The 21,853-nt window shown below is 63.4% G+C and carries 19 protein-coding genes, 1 tRNA gene and 1 pseudogene; 7 read left to right on the top strand and 14 right to left on the bottom strand.

Annotated elements, in window-relative coordinates; translation table 11 throughout:
- Nucleotides 1–17 precede the first annotated feature (17 nt).
- The 11 genes from mdoH to RQI28_RS07510 form a co-directional block, all read right to left on the bottom strand.
- Nucleotides 18–2,066: a glucans biosynthesis glucosyltransferase MdoH gene (gene mdoH / locus RQI28_RS07560; RefSeq protein WP_404976865.1), complete on the bottom strand. Its 2,049-nt coding sequence runs from the start codon at nt 2,064–2,066 to the stop codon at nt 18–20.
- Nucleotides 2,067–2,355: 289 nt separating this feature from the next.
- Nucleotides 2,356–3,768 carry a sigma 54-interacting transcriptional regulator gene (locus tag RQI28_RS07555; RefSeq protein ID WP_311221990.1) on the bottom strand — a complete coding sequence of 471 codons (1,413 nt, stop codon included), beginning with the start codon at nt 3,766–3,768 and terminating at the stop codon, nt 2,356–2,358.
- A 15-nt stretch (nt 3,769–3,783) separates the two neighbouring features.
- Nucleotides 3,784–4,278, bottom strand: a complete 495-nt coding sequence (locus RQI28_RS07550; RefSeq protein ID WP_311221989.1) for a hypothetical protein — start codon at nt 4,276–4,278, stop codon at nt 3,784–3,786.
- Nucleotides 4,279–4,495: 217 nt separating this feature from the next.
- A complete protein-coding gene (locus tag RQI28_RS07545) occupies nt 4,496–5,944 on the bottom strand; it encodes an ATP-binding protein (protein ID WP_311221988.1) in 1,449 nt (482 codons plus the stop codon).
- 26 nt (nt 5,945–5,970) lie between these two features.
- On the bottom strand, nt 5,971–7,314 hold the full coding sequence (miaB, locus tag RQI28_RS07540; RefSeq protein WP_311221987.1) for a tRNA (N6-isopentenyl adenosine(37)-C2)-methylthiotransferase MiaB: 1,344 nt from the start codon (nt 7,312–7,314) through the stop codon (nt 5,971–5,973).
- Between the two features lie 107 nt (nt 7,315–7,421).
- Nucleotides 7,422–7,862: a hypothetical protein gene (locus RQI28_RS07535; RefSeq protein ID WP_311221986.1), complete on the bottom strand. Its 441-nt coding sequence runs from the start codon at nt 7,860–7,862 to the stop codon at nt 7,422–7,424.
- A 147-nt stretch (nt 7,863–8,009) separates the two neighbouring features.
- Nucleotides 8,010–8,086 (bottom strand) — tRNA-Met (locus RQI28_RS07530).
- 25 nt (nt 8,087–8,111) lie between these two features.
- Nucleotides 8,112–8,891, bottom strand: coding sequence for an enoyl-CoA hydratase (locus RQI28_RS07525; RefSeq protein ID WP_311221985.1), 780 nt, complete (start codon nt 8,889–8,891; stop codon nt 8,112–8,114).
- A gap of 59 nt (nt 8,892–8,950) precedes the next feature.
- The gene (locus RQI28_RS07520) at nt 8,951–10,726 is read right to left on the bottom strand and encodes a peptidase M61 (protein ID WP_311221984.1); all 1,776 of its coding nucleotides are present in this window, start codon (nt 10,724–10,726) and stop codon (nt 8,951–8,953) included.
- A 92-nt stretch (nt 10,727–10,818) separates the two neighbouring features.
- Nucleotides 10,819–11,544, bottom strand: coding sequence for a DsbC family protein (locus RQI28_RS07515; RefSeq protein WP_404976962.1), 726 nt, complete (start codon nt 11,542–11,544; stop codon nt 10,819–10,821).
- A 64-nt stretch (nt 11,545–11,608) separates the two neighbouring features.
- Nucleotides 11,609–12,751 (bottom strand): FAD-dependent monooxygenase, encoded by a 1,143-nt coding sequence (locus RQI28_RS07510; RefSeq protein ID WP_311221982.1) that lies wholly within the window; start codon nt 12,749–12,751, stop codon nt 11,609–11,611.
- A gap of 124 nt (nt 12,752–12,875) precedes the next feature.
- Here RQI28_RS07510 and RQI28_RS07505 point away from each other — a divergent pair, with 124 nt between their 5' ends.
- The 3 genes from RQI28_RS07505 (at nt 12,876) to rarD (ending at nt 16,112) form a co-directional block, all read left to right on the top strand.
- Nucleotides 12,876–13,781, top strand: coding sequence for an MOSC N-terminal beta barrel domain-containing protein (locus tag RQI28_RS07505; RefSeq protein WP_311221981.1), 906 nt, complete (start codon nt 12,876–12,878; stop codon nt 13,779–13,781).
- 111 nt (nt 13,782–13,892) lie between these two features.
- Nucleotides 13,893–14,987 (top strand): redox-regulated ATPase YchF, encoded by a 1,095-nt coding sequence (gene ychF / locus RQI28_RS07500; RefSeq protein ID WP_311221980.1) that lies wholly within the window; start codon nt 13,893–13,895, stop codon nt 14,985–14,987.
- A 240-nt stretch (nt 14,988–15,227) separates the two neighbouring features.
- Nucleotides 15,228–16,112 carry an EamA family transporter RarD gene (rarD, locus tag RQI28_RS07495; protein ID WP_311221979.1) on the top strand — a complete coding sequence of 295 codons (885 nt, stop codon included), beginning with the start codon at nt 15,228–15,230 and terminating at the stop codon, nt 16,110–16,112.
- 84 nt (nt 16,113–16,196) lie between these two features.
- Here rarD and RQI28_RS07490 read toward each other — a convergent pair whose 3' ends face one another.
- Together RQI28_RS07490 and RQI28_RS07485 are read right to left on the bottom strand one after the other, a co-directional pair.
- Nucleotides 16,197–16,667: a YqaA family protein gene (locus RQI28_RS07490; protein ID WP_311221978.1), complete on the bottom strand. Its 471-nt coding sequence runs from the start codon at nt 16,665–16,667 to the stop codon at nt 16,197–16,199.
- A gap of 236 nt (nt 16,668–16,903) precedes the next feature.
- Nucleotides 16,904–17,062: pseudogene (locus RQI28_RS07485) on the bottom strand (IS30 family transposase); the annotation flags it as partial.
- A gap of 34 nt (nt 17,063–17,096) precedes the next feature.
- On the opposite strand from RQI28_RS07485, the gene RQI28_RS07480 reads away from it, so the two are divergent.
- The 4 genes from RQI28_RS07480 (at nt 17,097) to purH (ending at nt 20,813) form a co-directional block, all read left to right on the top strand.
- Nucleotides 17,097–17,594, top strand: coding sequence for a GGDEF domain-containing protein (locus RQI28_RS07480; RefSeq protein ID WP_404976866.1), 498 nt, complete (start codon nt 17,097–17,099; stop codon nt 17,592–17,594).
- A gap of 238 nt (nt 17,595–17,832) precedes the next feature.
- Nucleotides 17,833–18,885, top strand: a complete 1,053-nt coding sequence (dusB, locus tag RQI28_RS07475; RefSeq protein ID WP_311221977.1) for a tRNA dihydrouridine synthase DusB — start codon at nt 17,833–17,835, stop codon at nt 18,883–18,885.
- The gene (locus tag RQI28_RS07470) at nt 18,866–19,099 is read left to right on the top strand and encodes a Fis family transcriptional regulator (protein WP_311221976.1); all 234 of its coding nucleotides are present in this window, start codon (nt 18,866–18,868) and stop codon (nt 19,097–19,099) included. The genes dusB and RQI28_RS07470 overlap by 20 nt, the downstream gene beginning before the upstream one ends.
- 112 nt (nt 19,100–19,211) lie before the next feature.
- Complete coding sequence (gene purH, locus RQI28_RS07465; RefSeq protein WP_311221975.1) at nt 19,212–20,813, top strand: bifunctional phosphoribosylaminoimidazolecarboxamide formyltransferase/IMP cyclohydrolase; 1,602 nt, start codon at nt 19,212–19,214, stop codon at nt 20,811–20,813.
- Between the two features lie 133 nt (nt 20,814–20,946).
- Here the strand turns inward: purH and RQI28_RS07460 are convergent, their stop codons facing one another.
- Complete coding sequence (locus tag RQI28_RS07460; RefSeq protein ID WP_311221974.1) at nt 20,947–21,807, bottom strand: acyltransferase; 861 nt, start codon at nt 21,805–21,807, stop codon at nt 20,947–20,949.
- Nucleotides 21,808–21,853: the final 46 nt, after the last annotated feature.

The following is a 21,853-nucleotide window of genomic DNA, read 5'->3' as shown; positions in this document are numbered from 1 at the left end:
GGTGACTGATGTCGTAATCAAGCGACCTTGAGAACGGGCCGTGCCAGACGCGTGGCGTGCAACCATGCACGGCGCAGCACTGGAGGAGACCACGACTCTTCTGGAATCAGCAAAAGGCGCTGGGCTCGAGCCGCTTCGCCCACGGCGATGTGGCTAGTGATCACGGTCAGCGGAATGGAAAGAGCCAGCGGCAAGCCCACGGGCAGCAGCCAGATCAGCGCACTACCGTCAACGAAAGCCACACCCACTGCCAACGCGGCGACCACAAGACTCATGGGAGCCAATTTGCGTGCAGCCTCAGTCCAAGGCACGGCAGCAGCTTCCCGGGGAGGTGACTTCCAGTCGAGCTTGATGCCAGTGAGGGCGACCACGACGAAGAGCGAATGGGCCAGCATGCGGATAGGAGCTTGCAGAATGGCCAAAACGCTTTCCAGGCCTGCACTCTTGAGCAAACTCAGCGTACCGCCGTATTGTTGCTGTTCGCGGCGCATCAGAATGGCAGTCACGCCCAGGATACGAGGCAGGAACAGCATGCACAGCGTCCAAGCCCAGAGGCCCACCAGTTCGCTAGGCAGAATGTTCCAGTCAGCCACTAGGCGCGCGCCCGACAGCCAGAGGGCGGTGCCCAACGTGATGAAAGCCAGCCACAGTGGAGCGGAGAGGTAAGCCATCGCGCCCGTCACGAACATCGTGCGGTGCACGGTGTGAATGCCAGGTTCTGCCATCAGACGCGCGTTCTGCAGGTTGCCTTGGCACCAGCGACGGTCACGTTGCAATTCGGCCAGCAGATCAGGCGGCTGCTGCTCATAGCTACCCACCAGATCAGCGACCAGCCACACATGGAACCCAGCACGGCGCATTAGCGCTGCTTCCACAAAGTCGTGCGACATGATGCCGCCGGCCAGCCCGCCAGTGCCCTTGATGGGCGCCAGTGCGCAATGCTGCATGAATGGCTCCACGCGGATGATGGCGTTGTGGCCCCAGTAGTGGGACTCACCCAACTGCCAGTACTGCATGCCCAGGGTGAACAAGCGGCCGCCAACTCGGGATGCAAACTGCTGAGCACGAGCATGCAGCGTCACATGGCCGATGGCCTGCGTTGCGGTCTGAATAATGCCGGCCTTGGGATTGGCTTCCATCAGCTTGGCCATCGACACGATGCAGTCGCCGCTCATGACGCTGTCGGCGTCCAGCACCACCATGTAGCGGTAGTCCTTGCCCCAGCGACGGCAGAAATCGGCGACGTTGCCCGCCTTGCGGTGCGTGCGGCGAGCCCGCAGGCGGTAGTACACCTCGACCTGAGGCTGCTTGGGGTTGCTGGCCAGCGCCGAGCGAAGCTCTTCCCAGGCAGCGCGCTCAGCGGCAGCGATGGCAGGGTCGTAGCTGTCCGACAGCACAAACACGTCGAAAGTCTTGCCCTGGCCAGTTGCCGCCACAGATTCGCAAGTAGCACGCAGGCCGGCGAATACGGTGGCGACATCTTCATTGCAGATGGGCATGATGATCGCTGTTCGTGCGTCAGAGGCCAGCGTGTGGCTGTCGACGCTGCGCGCGGACAGCGAGTGGCGGTCGCCTTTGAGCATGACCCAGAAGCCCATCAGACCGGTCAGAAAGCCGGTAACAACCCAGGCCGACAGCAAAGCGAAAAGTGCGAGTTGGCCATATTCCAACCAGGCGCTTTCGTAGTTGGGCTGTACGCCCGCAAACAGCGTCGTTGCCAGCGCGCTGCTTATCATGGCCAGCACCAAGAATACGGTGCGGCGCTGGCGGGCAGCTGACTGCCACGTCTGCTGTGGCTCTTCGGCACTGGCGGCTTGAGTGCGGCCTGTCAGGCGCATCAATGCTGCGGTGCTCACGCTGTTCCAGAAACCACGCCATGGGCGTGCGGGCATGGAGCCCCGGTGCACAGGAGGAGCGGTCAACGAATTAGGGTGCCGATCTTCGCGCAGCGTGCTGCGGCTTGAGGCGACAGGAGCTGCGTAGCTTGAACCGAGACGAGCGACAGTCGCGGGTTCGAGAGGAGCGACGTCAGACATTCCAGTGTTGGAAGACGTATGTAGATCCATGGTTTGCTCACTGCGTTGGTGGTCGATGTCAGGCGTGCAAGCGCTGCCACCCACCGCATGCGAGAGGCTTGGGGAAGATTGCGAAGAGGGAGTAGGCGCTTGTTTCATGCGAGACATAGGGCAAACCCCGTGCCAGCACGAAAAAATCCTTATGAATCAACCACTTGGAGCTATTTTTCGCTGTAAGCGAGTGTTCAAGTCCCAAGAACTCGATCAAAGCCCGGTTTTTTGTCGCAAATGAGCGACCTTAACGGCGAACAAAGCCATGATTTCTATATAAATCAACAACTTATTCTTGTCGCTCTTCGGCGACATCGTCTGCGGGGCTTCCGTCGTTCTTGAACTGGCCCGGAGTCAGTGCATGCTTTTGCAGCAGGCGATAGAACTCCGTCCGGTTGCGTTGGGCGAGCCTTGCGGCATCCGCCACATTGCCATCCGTCATCTTTAAAAGGTCCACCAAATACTCCCTCTCGAAGCGCTGGCGTGCTTCGCCCAGGCTCAAAACCTGTACGGCCGGCGTGCGCAGCGCGCGCTGCACCAGACCGAGTGGAATCAGTGGCGTGGTAGACAGCGCACAGACCTGTTCCACCACGTTGTAGAGCTGGCGCACATTTCCGGGCCATGACGCCCCGGTCAGCGCTTTGAGCGCTTCAGGAGAGAAGCCGGAAAGTCGTTTGGCGTACTTGCGCGCCAGCAGGTCCAGGAAATGGTTGGCTAGAAGGGGGATGTCCTCTCGCCGGTCACCCAGGGTGGGCAGCGAAAGTGTCACGACGTTCAGGCGGTAGTAGAGATCCTCGCGGAATTGGCTGGCCGCCATGGCCACTTCCAGGTCGCGGTGCGTGGCGGAGATGATGCGTACGTTCACCGGAAGGGACTGGCTGGAGCCCACAGGTCGCACGGCGCGCTCTTGCAGCACACGCAATAACTTCACTTGCAGCGCGGGCGGCATATCGCCGATTTCATCCAGCAGCAGCGTGCCGCCATCGGCCGCTTGAAAAAGGCCCTTGTGGTTGCTGACGGCATCTGTGAATGCCCCCTTCATGTGGCCGAAGAGTTCCGATTCAAGCAAGGCTTCGGGAATGGCCCCGCAATTGACAGCCACGAATGGGCGGCCAGCACGTGGGCTGGCGCGGTGGATGGCGCGCGCCAGCATTTCCTTGCCCGTACCGCTGTCACCAAGCAGCAGCACGCTGGCGTCCGACTGGGCCACCATATGCGCTTCCGCTAATACCTCTGCCATGCGATTGGAGCGACTGACAATCTCGGCGCGCCAAGTTTCGTTCGAATGGCTGTGAGTCGTGGCAGGTGCACTCAGCGCCAAGGCTTGATGGATCTTCTCGATCAGTGCCTTGCCGTCGTAGGGCTTGGTGAGATAGGTGAAGACGCCTCTTGCCGTGGCCTCCACCGCATCCGGAATAGTGCCGTGCGCGGTGAGCAAAATCACCGGTAGCGACGGATGACGTGCGCGCACTTCATCGAACAAAGCCAGCCCATCGCGCCCGGGCAGTTGCACATCGCTCAGCACCAGTTGCGGCCGGTCCATCTCGAGTTGTGCCAATGCCGCTTCGGCTGATGTGACCGCATTAACCTCATACCCAGCGGCCTGCAAGCGCAAGGACAGCAGTCGCAGCATGTCGGCGTCATCGTCCACCACAAGAATACGAGGCTTGCCGGAAGACGGGGTGGATTTGGTCACAGGCATTGGCGGTGTCTCGATTCAGGGCGTGGCGGATCTGCTGGCCGGTGCTGCCGGGCCGCCCGGTCGAGCGTTCAGGCTGCGCTCAATGGCACGCATGGCTTCCAGGCGTTCGTTGAGCTGGTCGTTTCGGCGTTGCGCGTCGCGCAATTGCTGGGCTTGGCGATCTGCGGCGTCTTCCAGTCGGCGCATGTGCAGAAACCGGGTTTCCAGCAAGCGTGCGAAAGATTGCAGGCTGGCAGCCAGTCCTTTTTGCGACAGTACCCGTTGAGCCAGGCCCAGCGCGCGGGCCGTGTCCACTGGCTGGCGCGTTTGGCCCAGCACCAAGGCGAGTTCCAATTGCCGCTGCGCTGATTCATCCTGCAAAGTACTCAGTCGGGCGATCTCCGAAGAAAGCTCGGAGCCGCTCAATGTCACCGCTCGATCGGCATAGGCCAGCAGCTGCGTTACCGGGCCGGTGCGGCGCGGCTCCGGCTGGGAAGGGGCCGTCGCTGCGCTTGTAACCTCGTCGGCCATAGGCTCCGATGCAGTGGAGGCCGGTGGCAAGGCTACTGCAGGCGTGACAACGGGCGTCGGAGCCGCGGTAGCGGTGTCAGCCGCTGGCGCGGGAGTCGTGCAGCCAGCCAACACCACCAATAGAGCCGTCGTGATGGGCGCCAACAATGTGAGGCGACTCGAGCGCGATCCTGAAGCAGCAACACGTGCCGTGTGAAGACGGCTCGAGGAGCAAGGGTTAGGTTGCATGGGGCAATTCAATGCGGAAGGGAGTGCGGGCACCGTCTTCGATCAGTTCCACCCGCCCGCCGTGGGCGGTGATGTATTCCTGGACGATAGACAAGCCAATGCCTGTGCCGCGGGCTGCGTCCTGGGGTTGGCGAATGCCGCGATAAAAAGGCTCGAAAATCCGTGACCGGTCATTCTCGTCCACCCCTGGGCCTTGATCCACGAAGTCCACCCGAATGCGCCCCGGCAGATGTGACAAAACAATGCGAATGGCGCCGCCCTGAGGTGAAAAGCGGATCGCGTTGGACAGCAGGTTGCCCACCGCCGAAGCAATCTTTTCCGCATCCAACGGAAGCATTACCGGCTTGCCTTCTACGGTGACATCCAGCTTGCGAGACTGCCAATGCAAGCGTTGCGCCTCTACTTGGGCTTCCAGCAAAGCCACCAGATCGGTGTTGCTGCGACGCAATTGGCGTGCCTCGAAAGCGGCCGCATTGAAACGCAGCAAGGCTTCGATTTCACCCTGCAACACCAGCGTGTTCTGGTGCAGGATGGCAACCACTTCACTTTGCCCAGGGCTCAATTCGCCCGTGATGCCATCCTGTAGCAAAGCCACCCCCTCTCGCAGCGATGCCAGAGGTGTTTTCAGCTCATGCGACACATGTCGCAGGAACCGTGCCTTGTCGGCATCCAGCTCCAGCAACCTTACGCGCAACCACTCTAGTTGTTGGCCGACGCGTCGGATGTCCACCGGCCCGGCAATGTCGACGGTCTCGGCCAGTTCGTTGTCGCCCAGAAGCCGTATGGCGTTTTCCAGCCGCTTGAATGGCCTTGCCAGCCAGACTCCGAGGAGCAGGGCCAGCACCAAGGCCAGCATGATCACGCCCACGACCTGATGCGTCACCTCGCGCCGGCTGGATTCGATCTTGTCCTGCAGTTCATTGCTGCGGCGCGCATTAATGTCCTGCACTTCTTGTGAGATGAGGGCGTTCAGGGAGTCGATCTCCAGAAACATGGCCGCCACCACGCGCTCGTTCTCCAGCGACTGGCCGGCAGGTGCATCCAGCAGCAAAGCCACTTCTGCCAGGTGAGCCTGCCAGCGGCGGGATTGCTCCAGCGGCAAGCCATTGAGCTCCAGCCGTTGCAGGATTTCTCGGGCTTCGCGAGCGCCTTCTTCGAAGCGGCGCCTCAATTGAGCATCTGCCAGCACCAGCGATTGCCTGGCTGCGCGTTCGAGCGTCTGGCTGCGGGCGTTGAGATTCTGAGCCGCTGCGCTCAACTGGATCGCTTCTGCTGCGCCCTGACGGCTCTGACCCATCAGTTGCTCTAGCGTGAAGATCGCGCGCAGCGAACTGGCTCCGAGCAGCCCACCGATCAGAAGGAAGGCCAGCAGCAGCAGTTGCTGGAAAGACAGGCCGCTCAGCGAGGCAACCTTGGGGTGGCGCACGGAAATGCTCATCAGCGTGTGGTTGCGCAGTAGCCGCGTCAGGCAGGCAGAGCGACTTCTGCGGTCACGACATCACCGCGCAATGTGTAAGCCTTGGCTTCGGTGATGGTGACGTCCACCATCTGTCCCACGAGTCGCGGCTGCCCGGCAAAATTCACGACCCGATTGCATTCGGTGCGACCCATGAGTTCAGAGGCATCGCGCTTGGACGCGCCTTCCACCAGGATGCGCTGCACGGTGCCCACACGGCTTTCACTGATCGACTTGATGTTGCTGTTGATGACAGCCTGCAACTCTTGTAGGCGCCGCAGTTTGACCTCATGCGAGGTATCGTCTTGAAGGCCCGCAGCGGGCGTGCCGGGGCGGGGGCTGAAGATGAAGCTGAAGCTGTTGTCGAAATGCACGTCGTCGATCAGTTTCATCATCTTGCGGAAGTCTTCCTCGGTTTCGCCGGGGAAGCCGACGATGAAGTCGCTGCTCATCGCCAGATCGGGGCGGATCGCACGCAGCTTTCGCACCGTACTCTTGTATTCCATCGCGGTGTAGCCCCGCTTCATTGCCATCAGGATGCGGTCTGAGCCGTGCTGAACGGGCAAGTGCAAATGGCTCACCAGCTTGGGAATGCGCGCATAGGCATCGATCAAACGCGGCGTGAATTCGTTGGGATGGCTGGTGGTATACCTAACGCGCTCAATTCCGGGAATCTCAGCCACGTATTCGAGCAGCAGCGCAAAGTCGGCGATCTCGGAGGTTCCGCCCATCTTGCCCAGGTAGGCGTTCACGTTCTGGCCCAGCAGTGTGACTTCCTTCACGCCCTGATCAGCCAGGCCAGCCACTTCGACGAGTACGTCATCGAACGGGCGGCTGACTTCTTCGCCGCGTGTGTACGGAACAACGCAATAGCTGCAGTATTTGCTGCAGCCTTCCATGATGGACACGAAGGCGCTTGCCCCTTCCACGCGTGCGGGAGGCAGGTGGTCGAACTTTTCTATTTCAGGAAAGCTGATGTCGACCTGAGGCCGTTGCAGACGATCCCGCTCCATCAGCAATTCGGGCAGGCGGTGCAGGGTCTGTGGGCCGAACACCACGTCCACGTAAGGCGCGCGCTTGATGATCTCTTGGCCTTCCTGGCTGGCTACGCAGCCACCCACGCCGATCTTCACGCCACGGCGCTTGAGGTGTTTGATACGGCCCAGATCGCTGAACACTTTTTCCTGTGCCTTTTCGCGCACGGAGCACGTATTGAAAAGGATCAGGTCGGCTTCTTCCATATTGGTGGTGGACTCATAGCCCTGTGCGGCATGGAGTACATCGGCCATCTTGTCCGAGTCGTACTCGTTCATCTGGCAGCCGAAGGTTTTGATGAAGACTTTTTTGGGCATGAGGTTGTCCGGGGGAATGCCTTGCGCCAGAGCCGCGCAAAGGCTGAAGGAGAGCGCCAGCGATGGCGTGAAATAGGGCTTGGCCTGTGGGGGGGCAGGCGGCGTGTTTAACGCCGGGCTGGCGCGTTGTCCGATTCCACGCGGAAGTTGCGCTCGACCGTATCGTTGCCCTTGCGGGGCTGCTTGGCTTCACCTTCGGTCAGGATCCACGCGCTCAGGAGCATGCCGGTGCTCGCCTCCAGGATGTAGTTCACCCGGAACCGCTGACCGAGCACCGTGTGCAGAAACACCAGGCTGTTTTGCGGGCTGAAGAGTCGCATGCCGGGCGCCATGCGGATGGTCTGGCCGTTGAGTTGCGCCTCGACGGTGCTGTTGACCACCAGCGTGCCACGCAGCGCCGCATCCGGAAAGTTGCGCACAATGCCCAGCGACGGCGGCACCTGCTGTGCATGGGCTGGCAGCGAGGCGGCGGCGAGGGTGCAAAGCGCCAGGCTGGCGCTTGCGAAGAAAGCCCGGGCTGCGGGGTGATAGGGCAGACAGCGATTCATGGTGTACATCCAGGGGCTGAAGGCGTGATTTTAGAAAGGGACAGGCCTGCCGTCTTGTGCAACGCCGGAGATATGCGTCGCAACCACTTGAAAAAACATGGCAACCAAAGAAAAAACCCACAGTGCAGGCACTGTGGGTTTCTTGTTTGGTGGTGGTAGGTGGACTTGAACCACCGACATCAGCATTATGAATGCTGCGCTCTAACCAACTGAGCTATACCACCGAAGCCGCAAATTATAGGGCAGATTTTACCGGTGCGTAAAGTTGGCAGGGCGCTTGTTGATGAAGGCGTCCATGCCTTCCTTCTGATCCTGAGTGGCGAACAACGCGTGGAACAGCCGGCGCTCGAACATCACGCCATCGTTCAGAGAGCCCTCGAAAGCGCGGTTGACAGACTCCTTGGCCGCCATCACGGCGATCTGGGAAAAACCCGCGATGATGATCGCCGCACCCAGCGCTTCTTCTTGCAGCTTGTCGTACGGAACGACTCGGCTGACGAGCCCTGCGCGTTCGGCTTCAGTGGCGTCCATCATCCGGCCCGTGAGCGCCATGTCCATGGCTTTGGACTTGCCCACCGCCCGAGGCAGGCGTTGCGTGCCGCCCGCTCCGGGGATCACGCCCAGCTTGATCTCTGGCTGTCCGAACCTGGCGTTGTCCGCCGCGATGATGAAGTCGCACATCATGGCCAGCTCGCAGCCTCCGCCCAGTGCGAAACCGCTGACTGCAGCGATGACCGGCTTGCGCACCGAACGGATCCGCTCCCAGTTGCGCGTGATGTAGTCACCCTTGTAGGCATCGGCAAAGCTGTACTTGGCCATGGCGCCGATGTCTGCACCGGCCGCAAAAGCCTTTTCACTACCGGTGATGATGATGCAGCCGATGCCTTCATCGGCATCGAAGGCCTGCAGCGCCTCGCCCAGTTCATTCATCAGCTGGTCGTTGAGCGCATTGAGTTGCTTGGGTCGGTTCAGCGTGATGATGCCGACCTTGTCCGCCTCGGTGCGGACCTCGATGACTTCGTAGGCCAAGGGTGTCTCCGTCTGTCGTTGTGATGGTGCGGCAGACTATACCCAAGGCGTTTGCATCTTCAACCCCCGGAAAGCCAGCGCCCCGCGACGGCTGCGTCGGCCACGCTCAGCCGAACCGTATCAGCCGCACGGCCTGCCGGGGCCTGCAGTTGCAATGGCAGGCGTAACAGGCGACGGTCGCGCGCCACCAAGGCGGTGATCTCAGTGGCAGCGCCTGCGTACAGCGGCAGGTCATCCAGCTTCAACAGCCGCCAGGATTGCCCCGGTGTTTCCACCGCCAGCCACTCGTCGCCGGCAATGAAGCCCGCCTGCTCCGCCAAACCCCCGCGAAGTACGACCTTGACCTGCAAGCCCTGTGCCTCGCTCACGCGCAAACCGAGGCGCTGCGCCCATTGCGGCGTTTCTACGTGCAGGGTGACGCCGTGGGCTTGCAGCAGCTCTGCCAAGGGCAGATCGCTCATGCCATGAACCCACTGGGCGATTTCCTTGGACCAGTCGCGGCCCGACAGTGATTTCAGCGTGTGCAGCAGATCGGCCTCGGTCATCGGTCCACCCGCGCAACGCTGCCACAGGCCGCGCATCACGTCGTCCAGAGAGGTTCTGCCTTCGCGTCGCAGCGCCAGATCCAGGCTCAATGCGACCAGCGAGCCCTTGGTGTAGTAGCTCACCGTGGCATTGGCCGTGTTTTCATCCTGGCGGTAGTACTTCACCCAGGCATCGAAGCTGGATTGGGCCACCGACTGCACATGGCGGCCCGGAGTCTGCAGCACCTGGTTGATGGTTTTGGTCAGCAGGCGCAGGTAGGCTGCGTTGTCCAGCAAGCCGCAGCGGCGCAGCAGCAGATCGTCGTAGTAGCTGGTGAAGCCCTCGAAGAACCAGAGCAGTTGCGTGTAGTTTTCCTGGGCGTAGTCATAGCGAGCCAGTTCCGAGGGGCGCAGCCGCTTGACGTTCCAGGTGTGGAAATACTCGTGGCTCACCAGCCCCAGCAGGGTGGTGTAGCCCTCCGGTGTGCGGGCTTCTCCCGCGCGCGGCAGGTCGCGCCGGCTGCATATCAGGGCGGTCGAGTTGCGATGCTCCAGCCCGCCGTAGCCGTCGTCCACCACGTTCAGGAAGAAAATGTAGCTGGCATGCGGTGGCCTGCCGGCGCCATGCCAAAAGCGAATCTGGTGCTCGCAGATGCGCCGCATGTCGGCCACCAGCCGGTCACCATCGAACGAAGGCGCAGCACCAGCAACCACCAGCCGGTGTGGCACGCCCCCCGCCGTGAATCGTGCGCTCCAGAAGGCACCCATCTCGACAGGGCAGTCCACGAGTTCGTCGTAGTTGGCCGCCACGTAGGTGCCAAAACCCGCCCGTGTCACCTTGGTGGATGCCAGACCGGTCGTCACAGACCATCCGCTTACTGCTGGCGTGCGAACGATCTCCAGTGCATGCAGTGCATCTTCCTGCCCATGCACGCGCAAGCACAGGCTGGTGCCATTGAAAAAGCCACGCGATGCGTCCAACCAGGCAGTGCGCACCGACGTGTCGTAGGCCGCCACTTCGTAAGTCACCAACAGCGGCTGGCCCTTTTTGCACTGCGCTTGCCAGCGGTGCTTGTCGATCTGTTTCAGTGCGATGGGCCGCCCGCCCTGAGTCGCCTGCAGTGACTGCAGGTTCTTCGAGAATTCGCGCACCAGATAGCTGCCCGGAATCCAGACGGGCAGCGACAGTTCCTGCTTCGCTGCGGGCGCAGCCACAGTCAGCGTGACTGCGAACAGGTGGGCATGCAGGTCGGCAGGTTCGACCCGGTAATGCACAGGCGTGGAAGAAGACGGGGTGCGTTGAGCTGACAATGGTGGCTCCGTCGGGTCGCGCGATGGCGATGAATGAAAAAAAACGGCCGCCAGGGGTGGCGGCCGGTGGGGCAAGGATGGCGGCCTTTTCTTTACTTGGCAGAGGCCAGCTCGGCGAACCGCTTTTCAATATCCTCTGCGCCGATGGCACCCGGCACGCGGGTGCCGTCGGCAAACAGCACCGTGGGCGTGCCGGTGATCTTGTGCTTCTTGCCGAAGGCCAGGTTGCGTTGCAGCGCACCCGTATCGCAACTGGCTGCTTCTGGCGTTTTGTCGCGCACCATTAGGTCGTGCCAAGCCGCCACGCGATCCTTCGCACACCAGATGTTTCGCGACTTTTCGGCCGAATCGGGGCTCAGGATAGGATAGAGGAACAGGTACACCGTCACGTTGTCGACGTTCTGCAGGTCTTTCTCGAACCGTTTGCAGTAGCCGCAGTTCGGGTCTTCGAAGACGGCCAGCTTGCGTTTGCCGTTACCACGCACGATGGTGAAAGCATCCTTAACGGGCAACGCTGAAAAATCCATCGCTGTCAGCTTGTTGATGCGATCTTCGGTGAGGTTGCGGCGCGCCTTGGTGTCGATCAGCTCCCCCTGGATCAGGTAGTTGCCCTTGGCGTCGGTGTAGAACACGTCGGTTCCCACACGCACTTCGTACAAGCCCTTCATTGGGGTCGCCACCACCTCATCCACCTTGCCGAGCTGGGGAATGCGTTGTTCCAGCGACTTGCGGATCTCCGCGTCCTGGGCGCTGGCGCCGAAGCTGCAGGTCAGGGCAGCGAATGCCAGCAGCGCGGGCAGAAATTTGGTGGCTTGCAATGTCGTGTCCTTCATTCGGTTCGTGTCCCTCGCATCGTTGTCTTTGTCATCATCATCTTCGCGGTCAGCGTGTGCCCATGGCTCGGCGAGCCACCCAGTCCTTCAGCGGGCCGCTGAACTCAAAGCCCTGCATGCCCCAGTTGCGCAGGACTTGCACCGCGCCTTCACTGCGGGCAAACAGCTGCTGCAGCCCGTCCATCGCCAAGCCCATGGGTAGCAGGGCCGCCTTGCGTTCACGCTCGTATTGCCGCAACAGCCGCAAGTCGGCAACGCCACGCCAATAGTCCCTCTCGTGCAACAGGCGAGCCAGCGCCTCGGCATCTGCCAGGCCCAGATTCAATCCTTGGCCCGCCAGAGGGTGAACGATGTGTGCGGCGTCGCCCGCCAGCACCCAGGTGCGCTGCGCGCCCTTGGCAGGCTGCACCGGTAGAGCCCCGCACCAGCGCCGGGCCCGGGCCTGCTGCAAAGGCCAACTGGCACGGCCGCCAATGGGCTGCAGCGCACCCAGGGTATTCTGGCTGGCGTCCTGCAGCCGATGTGCGAAGGCATCCTCGTCCAGCGCCATCCGCTCGGCAACTTGGTCCTGCGAGACTGACCACACCACGGCCACAGAGTTCCCCTGGGCGCCGTCCAGCGGTAAAAAAGCCAGAATGCCGTCCGGCAGAAACCACTGGCGCGCGACCTGACCGTGCGGCGACTCGCAGCGCAGGCGAGTGGCAATCGCGTGCTGCGCATAGGGCGTCACGTCGAATTCCACGCCCAACTCGTCGCGGGTGCGGCTGGCGCGTCCTTCACAGATGACGGTCAGGGCTGCGGGTACGGCGGCGGGTACCAGCTCCACCTGCGGCTGAAAGCGAACGGCTTCCGCCAGCCGCGCTTCGAGTGCAGGCACGTCCACGATCCACGCCAATGCTTCTGCGTCCTGCGGGCCGGCATCGAAAGTCACCCGGCCGCTCTGGTCGCCATACACCTCCATCTGCCGCACGGCAGTGGCGTGGGCTGCATCGGGCCAGCTGCGCACCGATTCCAGCAAGGCGCGGGACGCCGCATTCAGCGCATAGGCGCGCACGTCGTCGGGAACGGGGTCCGCAGGGGCTGCCGGGGTGGTCACCAGAGCCACCCGCAGGCGCTCGCGGGCCAGCAGCAGCGCGAGGGTGCGGCCGACCACGCCGGCTCCGCGAATACAGACATCGAAAGTTTGCGCCATGGCGCGGATTGTAGGAGGCCCTGTCTGCGTTGGCGGATGTGGCGTGAGGCGGTCTCCGGGCGGGCAGAATGCCGCCTTCGCGCCGCGTGCCGGCTTCTTCATTTTTCGCTGTCAGGACTCTCGCGTGACTTTCCGCCCAGGCCATGATCTCTCAGGCACCATCGCCCGCCTGTTCGTCCATCCGATCAAGTCGTGTGCCGCTGTCGAGGTGCGCGAGGCCGTGCTGACAAAGGCGGGTCTCGATCTGGACCGTGCCTTCATGGTGGTGGATGCCCACGGAATCTTCCTCACCCAGCGCGAGCACGCCCGCATGGCGCTGGTGCGGCCACAGATCAAGACGGAAGAACTGGTGTTGCGCGCACCCGGCATGCTGGCGCTGCACCTTTCGCTGCTGCACGTGGAAAGCGCGGCCACCGTGTCGGTCTGGGGCGAGACCATGCCCGCGTGGGACATGGGCGATCTGGCGGCGCAGTGGTTCAGCGACTTTCTGGGGCAAAGCTGCCGGCTGGTGCGGTTCGATCCGGCGCACCGCCGCCTGTCCAGCCCGCAGTGGACGGGTGGCATGGAGGTGCCCAACCAGTTTTCAGACGGGTTTCCGCTGCTGGTGACCAGTCAGGCATCCATCGACGGCCTGAACGAACGCCTGCAAGCCGTGGCGCAAGGGCCGGTGGGCGTGGAGCGGTTCCGGCCCAATATCGTCGTCGACGGCTTCGAGGCGCATGACGAAGACCGCATCGACACGCTCTACATAGGTGCGGGTGATGGCGCGACGGGCGGCGCAGAAGACGGCGCAGAGGGCGACGAGGTGCATCTGCAGCTCGTCAAGCCCTGTGCGCGCTGCCCCATTCCCGACATCGACCCCGCCACGGCCGAGGCCACGCCGGCCGTTGGCGACATGCTGCGCCGTTACCGACACGACCGGCGGCTGGATGGCGCCATCACCTTCGGCATGAATGCCATCGTGCGGCAGGGCGCCGGGCTGCTGCTGCGGGTGGGCCAGCCCATCGCGGCCGACCTGCGTTTCGACTGAATGGGGCGGATGGCACCGTGCCGCTAGGCACTTGCCAACCCTGTTCAAGCGCCCTCCGGGCCAGCCCCGTAAAATCGCCGGTTTGTCTCTCCGAACCCTGAAAGCCCTGCCATGAGCCTGAAATGCGGCATCGTGGGCCTGCCCAACGTGGGCAAGTCCACTCTCTTCAACGCCCTCACCAAGGCCGGCATCGCCGCCGAGAACTACCCCTTCTGCACCATCGAGCCCAATACGGGCGTGGTGGAAGTGCCTGACCCGCGCCTGCAGCAGCTCGCCGGCATCATCACGCCCGAGCGTATCGTGCCGGCCATCGTCGAGTTCGTCGACATCGCCGGCCTGGTGGCTGGCGCGTCCAAGGGCGAAGGCCTGGGCAACCAGTTCCTGGCCCACATCCGGGAAACCGACGCCATCGTGAACGTGGTGCGCTGCTTCGAGGACGACAACGTTATCCACGTGGCCGGCCGCGTTGATCCGATCTCCGATATCGAGGTCATCCAGACCGAGCTGTGCCTGGCCGACATGGCCACGGTCGAAAAGGCGCTGAACCGCTACAGCAAGGCCGCCAAGTCGGGCAACGACAAGGAGGCCGCGAAGATCGTCGCGCTGCTCACGCCCATCCAGGCCGCGCTCGACCAGGGCAAGCCCGCACGCACCGTCGCAGTGAGCAAGGAAGACGCGCCGCTGCTCAAGCAGTTCTGCCTGATCACCTCCAAGCCCGCGATGTTCGTGGGCAACGTGAGCGAAGACGGCTTCGAGAACAACCCGCTGCTCGACCGCCTGAAGGAATACGCTGCGGCCCAGAAGGCGCCCGTCGTGGCCATCTGCGCCAAGATGGAGTCCGAGATGAGCGAGATGAGCGATGAAGACCGCGACATGTTCCTGTCCGAAATGGGCCAGAGCGAGCCGGGCCTGAACCGCCTGATCCGCGCGGGCTTCAGCCTGCTGGGCCTGCAGACCTACTTCACCGCGGGCGTGAAGGAAGTCCGCGCCTGGACGGTGCCCGTGGGCGCTACCGCACCGCAGGCTGCGGGCGTGATCCACGGCGACTTCGAGCGTGGGTTCATCCGCGCGCAGACCATTGCTTTCGACGACTTCATCGCCCTCAAGGGCGAGCAGGGCGCCAAGGACGCGGGCAAGATGCGCGCTGAAGGCAAGGAATACGTCGTCAAGGATGGCGACGTGCTGAACTTCCTGTTCAACGTCTGAGCCCTCGGGTTTGCAGGGCCTCCTGAGCCCTCGCAACGCCTTTCGACAAGCCGCGCACTGCGCGGCTTTTTCACGCCTGCCAACGATTGCGTGGTGCCCTGCAGATTGCGCGGGTCTGCGCTAGCATCGACCGCCGTTGCTGAACGGCCTGCCAGCGTCCTGCAGCACGCACCACCAGGGCTGCCACGTTTTTGCGCCGCCCGCCCCAGTCGTCTCCCGCCCTCCAAAGCCTCCTCGCCCATGCAACTTGGCATCATTTACGCCACCCTCGCTTACGTTGCGTGGGGTGTGTTCCCCGTGTACTTCCATCAGGTGGCCTCGGTGCCGGCGCTGGAGGTGGTGCTGCATCGCACGCTCTGGTCGATGGTGTTCGTGACCGCGGTGCTGTTGGTGCGTCGGCAACTGGCCTGGGTGGCTGCCTTGCGGCGCCAACCGCGCGTGGTGGCTGCGTTTTTGCTGTCGGCTCTGCTGCTATCGGCCAACTGGCTCATCTATGTGTGGGCGGTGCACAACCATCACGTGGTGGATGCCAGCCTGGGTTACTTCATGCTGCCGTTGGTGAACGTGGCGTTGGGTTGTGTCTTTCTGGGCGAGCGGCCCCGGCGTGGCCAGTGGCTGGCCTTGGCCGTGGCGGCGTCGGGCGTGGTGTGGCTCACCGTCCAGACCGGCCGCCTGCCTTGGATCGCGCTGGTGCTGGCCGTCACCTTCGGTTTTTACGGCCTGCTGCGCAAGACGGCGGTGCTGGGTGCGATCGAAGGGCTGGCGCTGGAAACCGCGTTGCTCTCGCCGCTGGCCGTTGGCCTGCTCGCCTGGTGGACGCTGACCGGCCAGGCCGAGTGGGTGCACGCCGACGCCACCACGCTGGGCTGGCTGGTGGCGGCCGGGCCGATCACCGCCATTCCGTTGCTGCTGTTCGCGGCCGGCGCGCGGCGCATTCCGCTGGCGACGATGGGTGTGCTGCAGTACATCTCGCCCAGCCTGCAGTTCGCGCTGGGTGTCTGGTTGTTTGGCGAAACGGTGGAGCCGGCACGGCTGGCGGGGTTCGTGCTGATCTGGTCGGCACTGGCGCTGTACACGCTGGAAGGTGGCCTGCAGCGTCGCCGCATTCTGCTGGCCCGGCCTTGAGGAATTTCAAGCCAAAAAGCTCTAAAGCGCTTGTTGGATAAGCGCTGGTAGCTATAAATATCATAGCAAATGACTGCGGCCCGCTCAGTGCGGCACCGCACCGGGCCAGAAGTACAGCAGGCCGCCCGTCATCACCAGATAGCGAAAGAACTTGCCCACCGCCATGTAGGCCAGGCAGGGCCAGAAGGGCAGCTTCAGCCAGCCGGCCACGGCACATAGTGGGTCGCCCACCAGAGGCAGCCAGCTCAGCAGGCAGGCCTTGGGGCCGAAGCGTTCCAGCCATTTCAGCGCCCGGGGTTCCTTGTGAACGCCGCGCGCCTTGTCCACCGCCTTGTGTGCCCCCAGGCCCATCCACCAGCTGACGCCGCCGCCCAGCGTGTTGCCGGCGGTGGCCACCAGCACGGCAGGCCAGAAGAGTTCGGGGTTGATCTTGATGAGGCCAAAGACGGCGGGCTCTGAGCCAAGAGGCAGCAATGTCGCCGAAATGAAGGACACCACGAAAACGGTGCTCAGGCCGAACTGGGGCAAGGCCAGCACGTCCATGAGTTGGTTCATCCAGATTTCCATAAGTGCCGCGAGTGTAGGCAGGCCACTTCAGGCCAGGCTGTAGCCCGGCACGCCGTCTTTGGGCGGTACCGCGGCTCCCGCGTTGAGGTGGGCTCAGCCGTCGGACCGCTAGCCAAACGATCCACGCTGCGAAGGTCCACGGCGCTGTCGTGATCAGGGCAGACCCGGAGCCCAGAAGTATTGCTTCATAACTTTGGGCTATGGGGTTGCGCTATCTGAAATAGAGGCCTAATGCCACCTGTCTTCACCAAGATGTTTTGGATCGAGGTGTGTGGCCGGTCAAACAGCTGGCCTATCTGGTGCAGCGTCCAACCTTCCTTCCAACGGTCCCACATCAGCGCCTTTTGGCTGTCGGTGTAGTAGTTTCGTGTCCGATACTTCATTTGCAACACTCCGTCTGCTTACGCAGTTATCAGTGTGTTGCATCGACCGGTTGAATCCGCCGACGAAAGCGGCATTTCGCTGTGCCTGGCGGTGATCGACCTGGATCACTTCAAGCGCATCAACGACGAAATGGGTCACCTGGGGGGCGACGAAGTGCTGCGCACCTTCGCCCAGATCACGCAGCAAACAGTGCGCACCGACGATTTCTTCGGCCGCTATGGCGGCGAGGAATTTCTGCTGGTCTTTCCAGCGACGCCGTTGCTGCCGGCCCTCAATAGCTGTGAGCGCATCCGCTCGCACATCGAGTCGTACCCCTGGGACGGAACGCTGCGCGGGCGCGTCACGGTGTCCATCGGGGTGACGCAGTACGTGCTGGGCGAATCGGTGCTGGAATTCTTCTCGCGCGCCGACACCGCGATGTACCTGGCCAAACAGAGCGGGCGCAATCAGGTGGTGGTGCAGGAGCCCGCGGTGGCCGGCGCCCCGGCGGACGACGGCGCTCTTGCGCCCCCGGCGCACGGATACTTTTGACGGCACTGGGGTTGCAGCGCCACTGCGCGCAGGCGCCGGGCGCCGGGTGATGAGGGCAGGGCGGGCGCCAAGCCGGGTCGCCCTGCCAGCGCCTGCTGCCTTGGCGTCCTGCGCCGCCTGTACTGACCACGGCGCGGCCGCACGCTGCGGTGCCCGCGGGTCTTGTGTTGCTGAAAATTTAGGCAGGTACAATCCTGCCTCTTTTTTCACGCGCCTGTTTTCAGCCATCCAGCCCCGTATGCGCATTGGTCACATTCCCCTAGCGAACCGCCTGTTCGTTGCCCCGATGGCGGGCGTCACGGACCGGCCGTTCCGCCAGCTGTGCAAGGCGCTGGGGGCGGGCTATGCGGTCAGCGAGATGGTGACGTCGCGTAAGGACCTGTGGAACAGCCTCAAAACGTCGCGCCGCGCCAACCATGAGGGCGAACCCGGCCCCATCGCCGTGCAGATCGCCGGCACCGACGCCGCGATGATGGCCGAGGCCGCGCTCTACAACGTAGACCGGGGCGCGCAGATCATCGACATCAACATGGGCTGCCCGGCCAAGAAGGTGTGCAACAAATGGGCGGGCTCTGCCCTGATGCAGAACGAGGCGCTGGCCATCGAGATCGCCCAGGCGGTGGTCGATGCCTGCGCGCCGCGCAACGTGCCCGTCACGCTCAAGATGCGCACGGGCTGGAGCCAGGACCACAAGAACGCTGTGGCGCTGGCGCGTGCGTTTGAGGGCGTGGGCATCCAGATGCTGACCGTGCACGGCCGCACGCGCGAGCAAGGCTACAAGGGCCATGCCGAATACGACACCATCGCCGCAGTAAAGGCTGCGGTACGCGTGCCGGTGGTGGCCAACGGTGACATCACCTCGCCCGAAAAGGCGAAGGCGGTGCTGGCCGCCACGGGCGCCGACGCGGTCATGATTGGCCGGGCGGCGCAGGGCCGTCCTTGGATCTTCCGCGAGATCGGCCACTACCTCGCCACGGGTGAGCACCTGGCGCCGCCACTGGTGGCCGAGGTGCGCCGCCTGCTGCTCGACCACCTGCAGGACCACTACGGCCTGTACGGCGAGCTGACCGGCGTGCGCAGCGCGCGCAAGCACATCGCCTGGTATGTGCGCGCGCTGCCCGGCGGCGAGGATTTCAGACAACAGATCAACACGATTGAGGACTGCGCGGTTCAGTGGCAGGCCGTGGCGGATTATTTCGACGCGCTCGGCGCGACGATGGACCGACTGCCCGCCGCCAGCGAGGCCGACGCGGACCCGAGGGAACAGATGCATGAGCAAGAAACACATTGAAGAATGCGTGCGAGACAGCCTGCAGGGCTACTTTCGCGACTTAGGGGGCGAGGCGCCGGACGGCATGTACGACATGCTGGTGCGCCTGGTCGAAAAGCCGCTGCTGGAGGTGGTGATGAGCCACGCCGACAACAACCAGTCCCGCGCGGCCGAATGGCTGGGGCTGAACCGCAACACGCTGCGCAAGAAGCTGGTGGAGCACAAGCTGCTGTGATGCAGGCTCAGCCTGTGCATCACCCTCATTCGCTATAAAAATAATAGCTACTAGCGCTTATCCATAGGGCGCTAGGGCCTGATTTCATTCAAAAACCTCTGCTGAATCCACCATGAACGCACTTCTCTCCGTCTCAGACAAGACCGGCATTGTCGAATTTGCCCAGGCGCTGCACGCGCTCGGCATCAAGCTGCTGTCCACCGGCGGCACCGCCAAGCTGCTGGCTGACAAGGGCCTGCCCGTGACCGAGGTGGCCGAGGTCACGCAGTTTCCCGAGATGCTGGACGGCCGCGTGAAAACGCTGCACCCCAAGGTGCACGGCGGCCTGCTGGCACGTCGCGAACTGCCCGAGCACATGGCAGCCCTCCAGGAACACGGCATCGACACCATCGACCTGCTGGTGGTGAACCTCTACCCCTTCGAGGCCACGGTCGCCAAGGCCGGCTGCACGCTGGCCGACGCCATCGAGAACATCGACATCGGCGGCCCGGCCATGGTGCGCAGCGCGGCCAAGAACTGGAAGGATGTGGGCGTGGTGACCGACGCGTCGCAGTACGACAGCGTGCTGAGCGAGTTGAAGGCATCCGGCAAGCTGTCTGACGCCCTGCGCTTCGGCCTGTCGGTGGCGGCGTTCAACCGCATCGCACAGTACGACGGCGCCATCAGCGACTATCTCTCGTCCGTCACCTTCGAGGTCGAGAAGCTGGCCGAAGACTATGTGCCCGCACGCGCCGCGTTCCCCGGCCAGAGCAATGGCATCTTCACCAAGGTGCAGGACCTGCGCTACGGCGAAAACAGCCACCAGCAGGCAGCGCTGTACCGCGACCTGTACCCAGCGCCCGGCTCCATCGTTACGGGCGAGCAGCTGCAGGGCAAAGAACTCAGCTACAACAACATCGCCGACGCCGACGCCGCCTGGGAATGCGTCAAGAGCTTCGATGCCGCCGCCTGCGTGATCGTCAAGCACGCCAACCCCTGCGGCGTGGCCGTGGGCCTGCATGCAGCCGACGCCTACGGCAAGGCCTTCCAGACCGACCCGACCAGCGCGTTCGGCGGCATCATCGCCTTCAACCGCCCGGTGGACGCCGCTGCGGCGCAACTCGTGGTCAAGCAGTTCGTCGAAGTGCTGATGGCTCCGTCCTTCACGCCCGAAGCGCTGGAGATCTTCAAGCCCAAGACCAATGTGCGCCTGCTGAAGATCGCGCTGCCTGACCACAAGGGCACGACGGCCTGGAACCGCGGCCGCAACGCCATGGACGCCAAGCGCATCGGCTCGGGCCTGCTGCTGCAGACGGCCGACAACCACGAGCTGTCGCTCACCGACCTGAAGGTGGTGACGAAGAAGCAGCCCACGCTGGAAGAGATGGAAGACCTGCTTTTCGCCTGGAAGGTCGCCAAGTACGTCAAGAGCAACGCCATCGTCTTCTGCAAGGGAGGCATGACCATGGGCGTGGGCGCGGGCCAGATGAGCCGCCTCGACTCGGCCCGCATCGCCAGCATCAAGGCGCAGCACGCCAGCCTGTCGTTGAACGGCACGGTGGTGGCGAGCGACGCGTTCTTCCCGTTCCGCGACGGCCTGGACGTGGTGGTGGATGCGGGCGCGACCTGCGTCATTCAGCCCGGTGGTTCCATGCGTGACAGCGAGGTGATTGCCGCCGCCGACGAGCGCGGCGTGGCGATGGTGTTCAGCGGCGTGCGCCACTTCCGGCATTGATCGGCCACCGGCTGCGGCGACCGCCCGATCAGGGGGCGCTGCAGTGCTGGCGACATGGCGGCCTGCGGGCCGCTTTTTGGTTTTATCTGGTCAGAAAGGCCTGTAGCGCTTGCTGCATAAGCGCTGCCTGCTATCAACTTTGATTATCTGGCCGCTGCGCTGCTGCATCCAGCCGCGCATCCTTGTCGCGCCACAGGCCGTCCAGCCAGTCCTGCATGGCATTGCGTGCACCGGCTCGGGCGGGTGCGGCGGGCACTGGGCGCTTTTCGACATGCACGATCACGCGGCCCATCCGGCCCGCCAGTGCGTCGGAAAACGTGGGCACGCCTTCAGGGTAGGCGATGGTCACGTCGAGCACCGAGTCGAGCTGGTCGTGCAGGGTCTGCAGCACGGTGGCCATGCCGCCGTAGCGTGGCACCAGCAGATGGCGGTAGGGCGAGGCCTGCTCGTCGTGCTTGGCCTGTGAAAAGCGGGTGCCTTCCGAGAAGTTCATCACTGCGGTCGGCATGCGGCGAAACTTCTCGCAGGCCTCGCGCGCGGCGCGCAGGTCCTTGCGCGCGCTGGCGCCGCCGCGGCTGCGACGCATGAACGGAAAGTCCAGTGCCCACCAGGCCAGGCCGATCACCGGCACGTAGATCAGCTCGCGCTTGAGAAAGAATTTCAGCAGCGGAATGCGGCGGTTGAACACGCGTTGCAACACCACGATGTCCACCCAGCTCTGGTGGTTGCAGGTCACCAGGTACCAGTGGCGCGGGCTCAAGCCTTCCAGGCCGGACACCTGCCAGGGCGCGCGATTGGCCGCGCCGATCCAAACGTTGTTGATGCCGATCCACAGCTCGGCCAGGGCGCTCAGCACCCGGTCGGTGTGGCGGCGTACGGGCGTGAAAGGCAGCACCAGTTTGGCCAGCGCCCAGGGCATCATCATCGAGAAGACGATCACCGTGTTGAGCGCCAGCACCACGGCGCACACCAGGAATTTCAGCGGGCCGAGCATGGCAGCAGACAGGTCGAAAAGAAGAAGGGGCCGGGCGCGGCGCCCG

It is taken from the genome of Acidovorax sp. WCS2018Noco2-16 (assembly GCF_031843945.1).
GTDB lineage: Bacteria > Pseudomonadota > Gammaproteobacteria > Burkholderiales > Burkholderiaceae_C > Paracidovorax.
The sequence above is the reverse complement of the archived record's forward strand: the minus strand, read 5'-3'. Positions and strand labels throughout refer to the sequence as shown.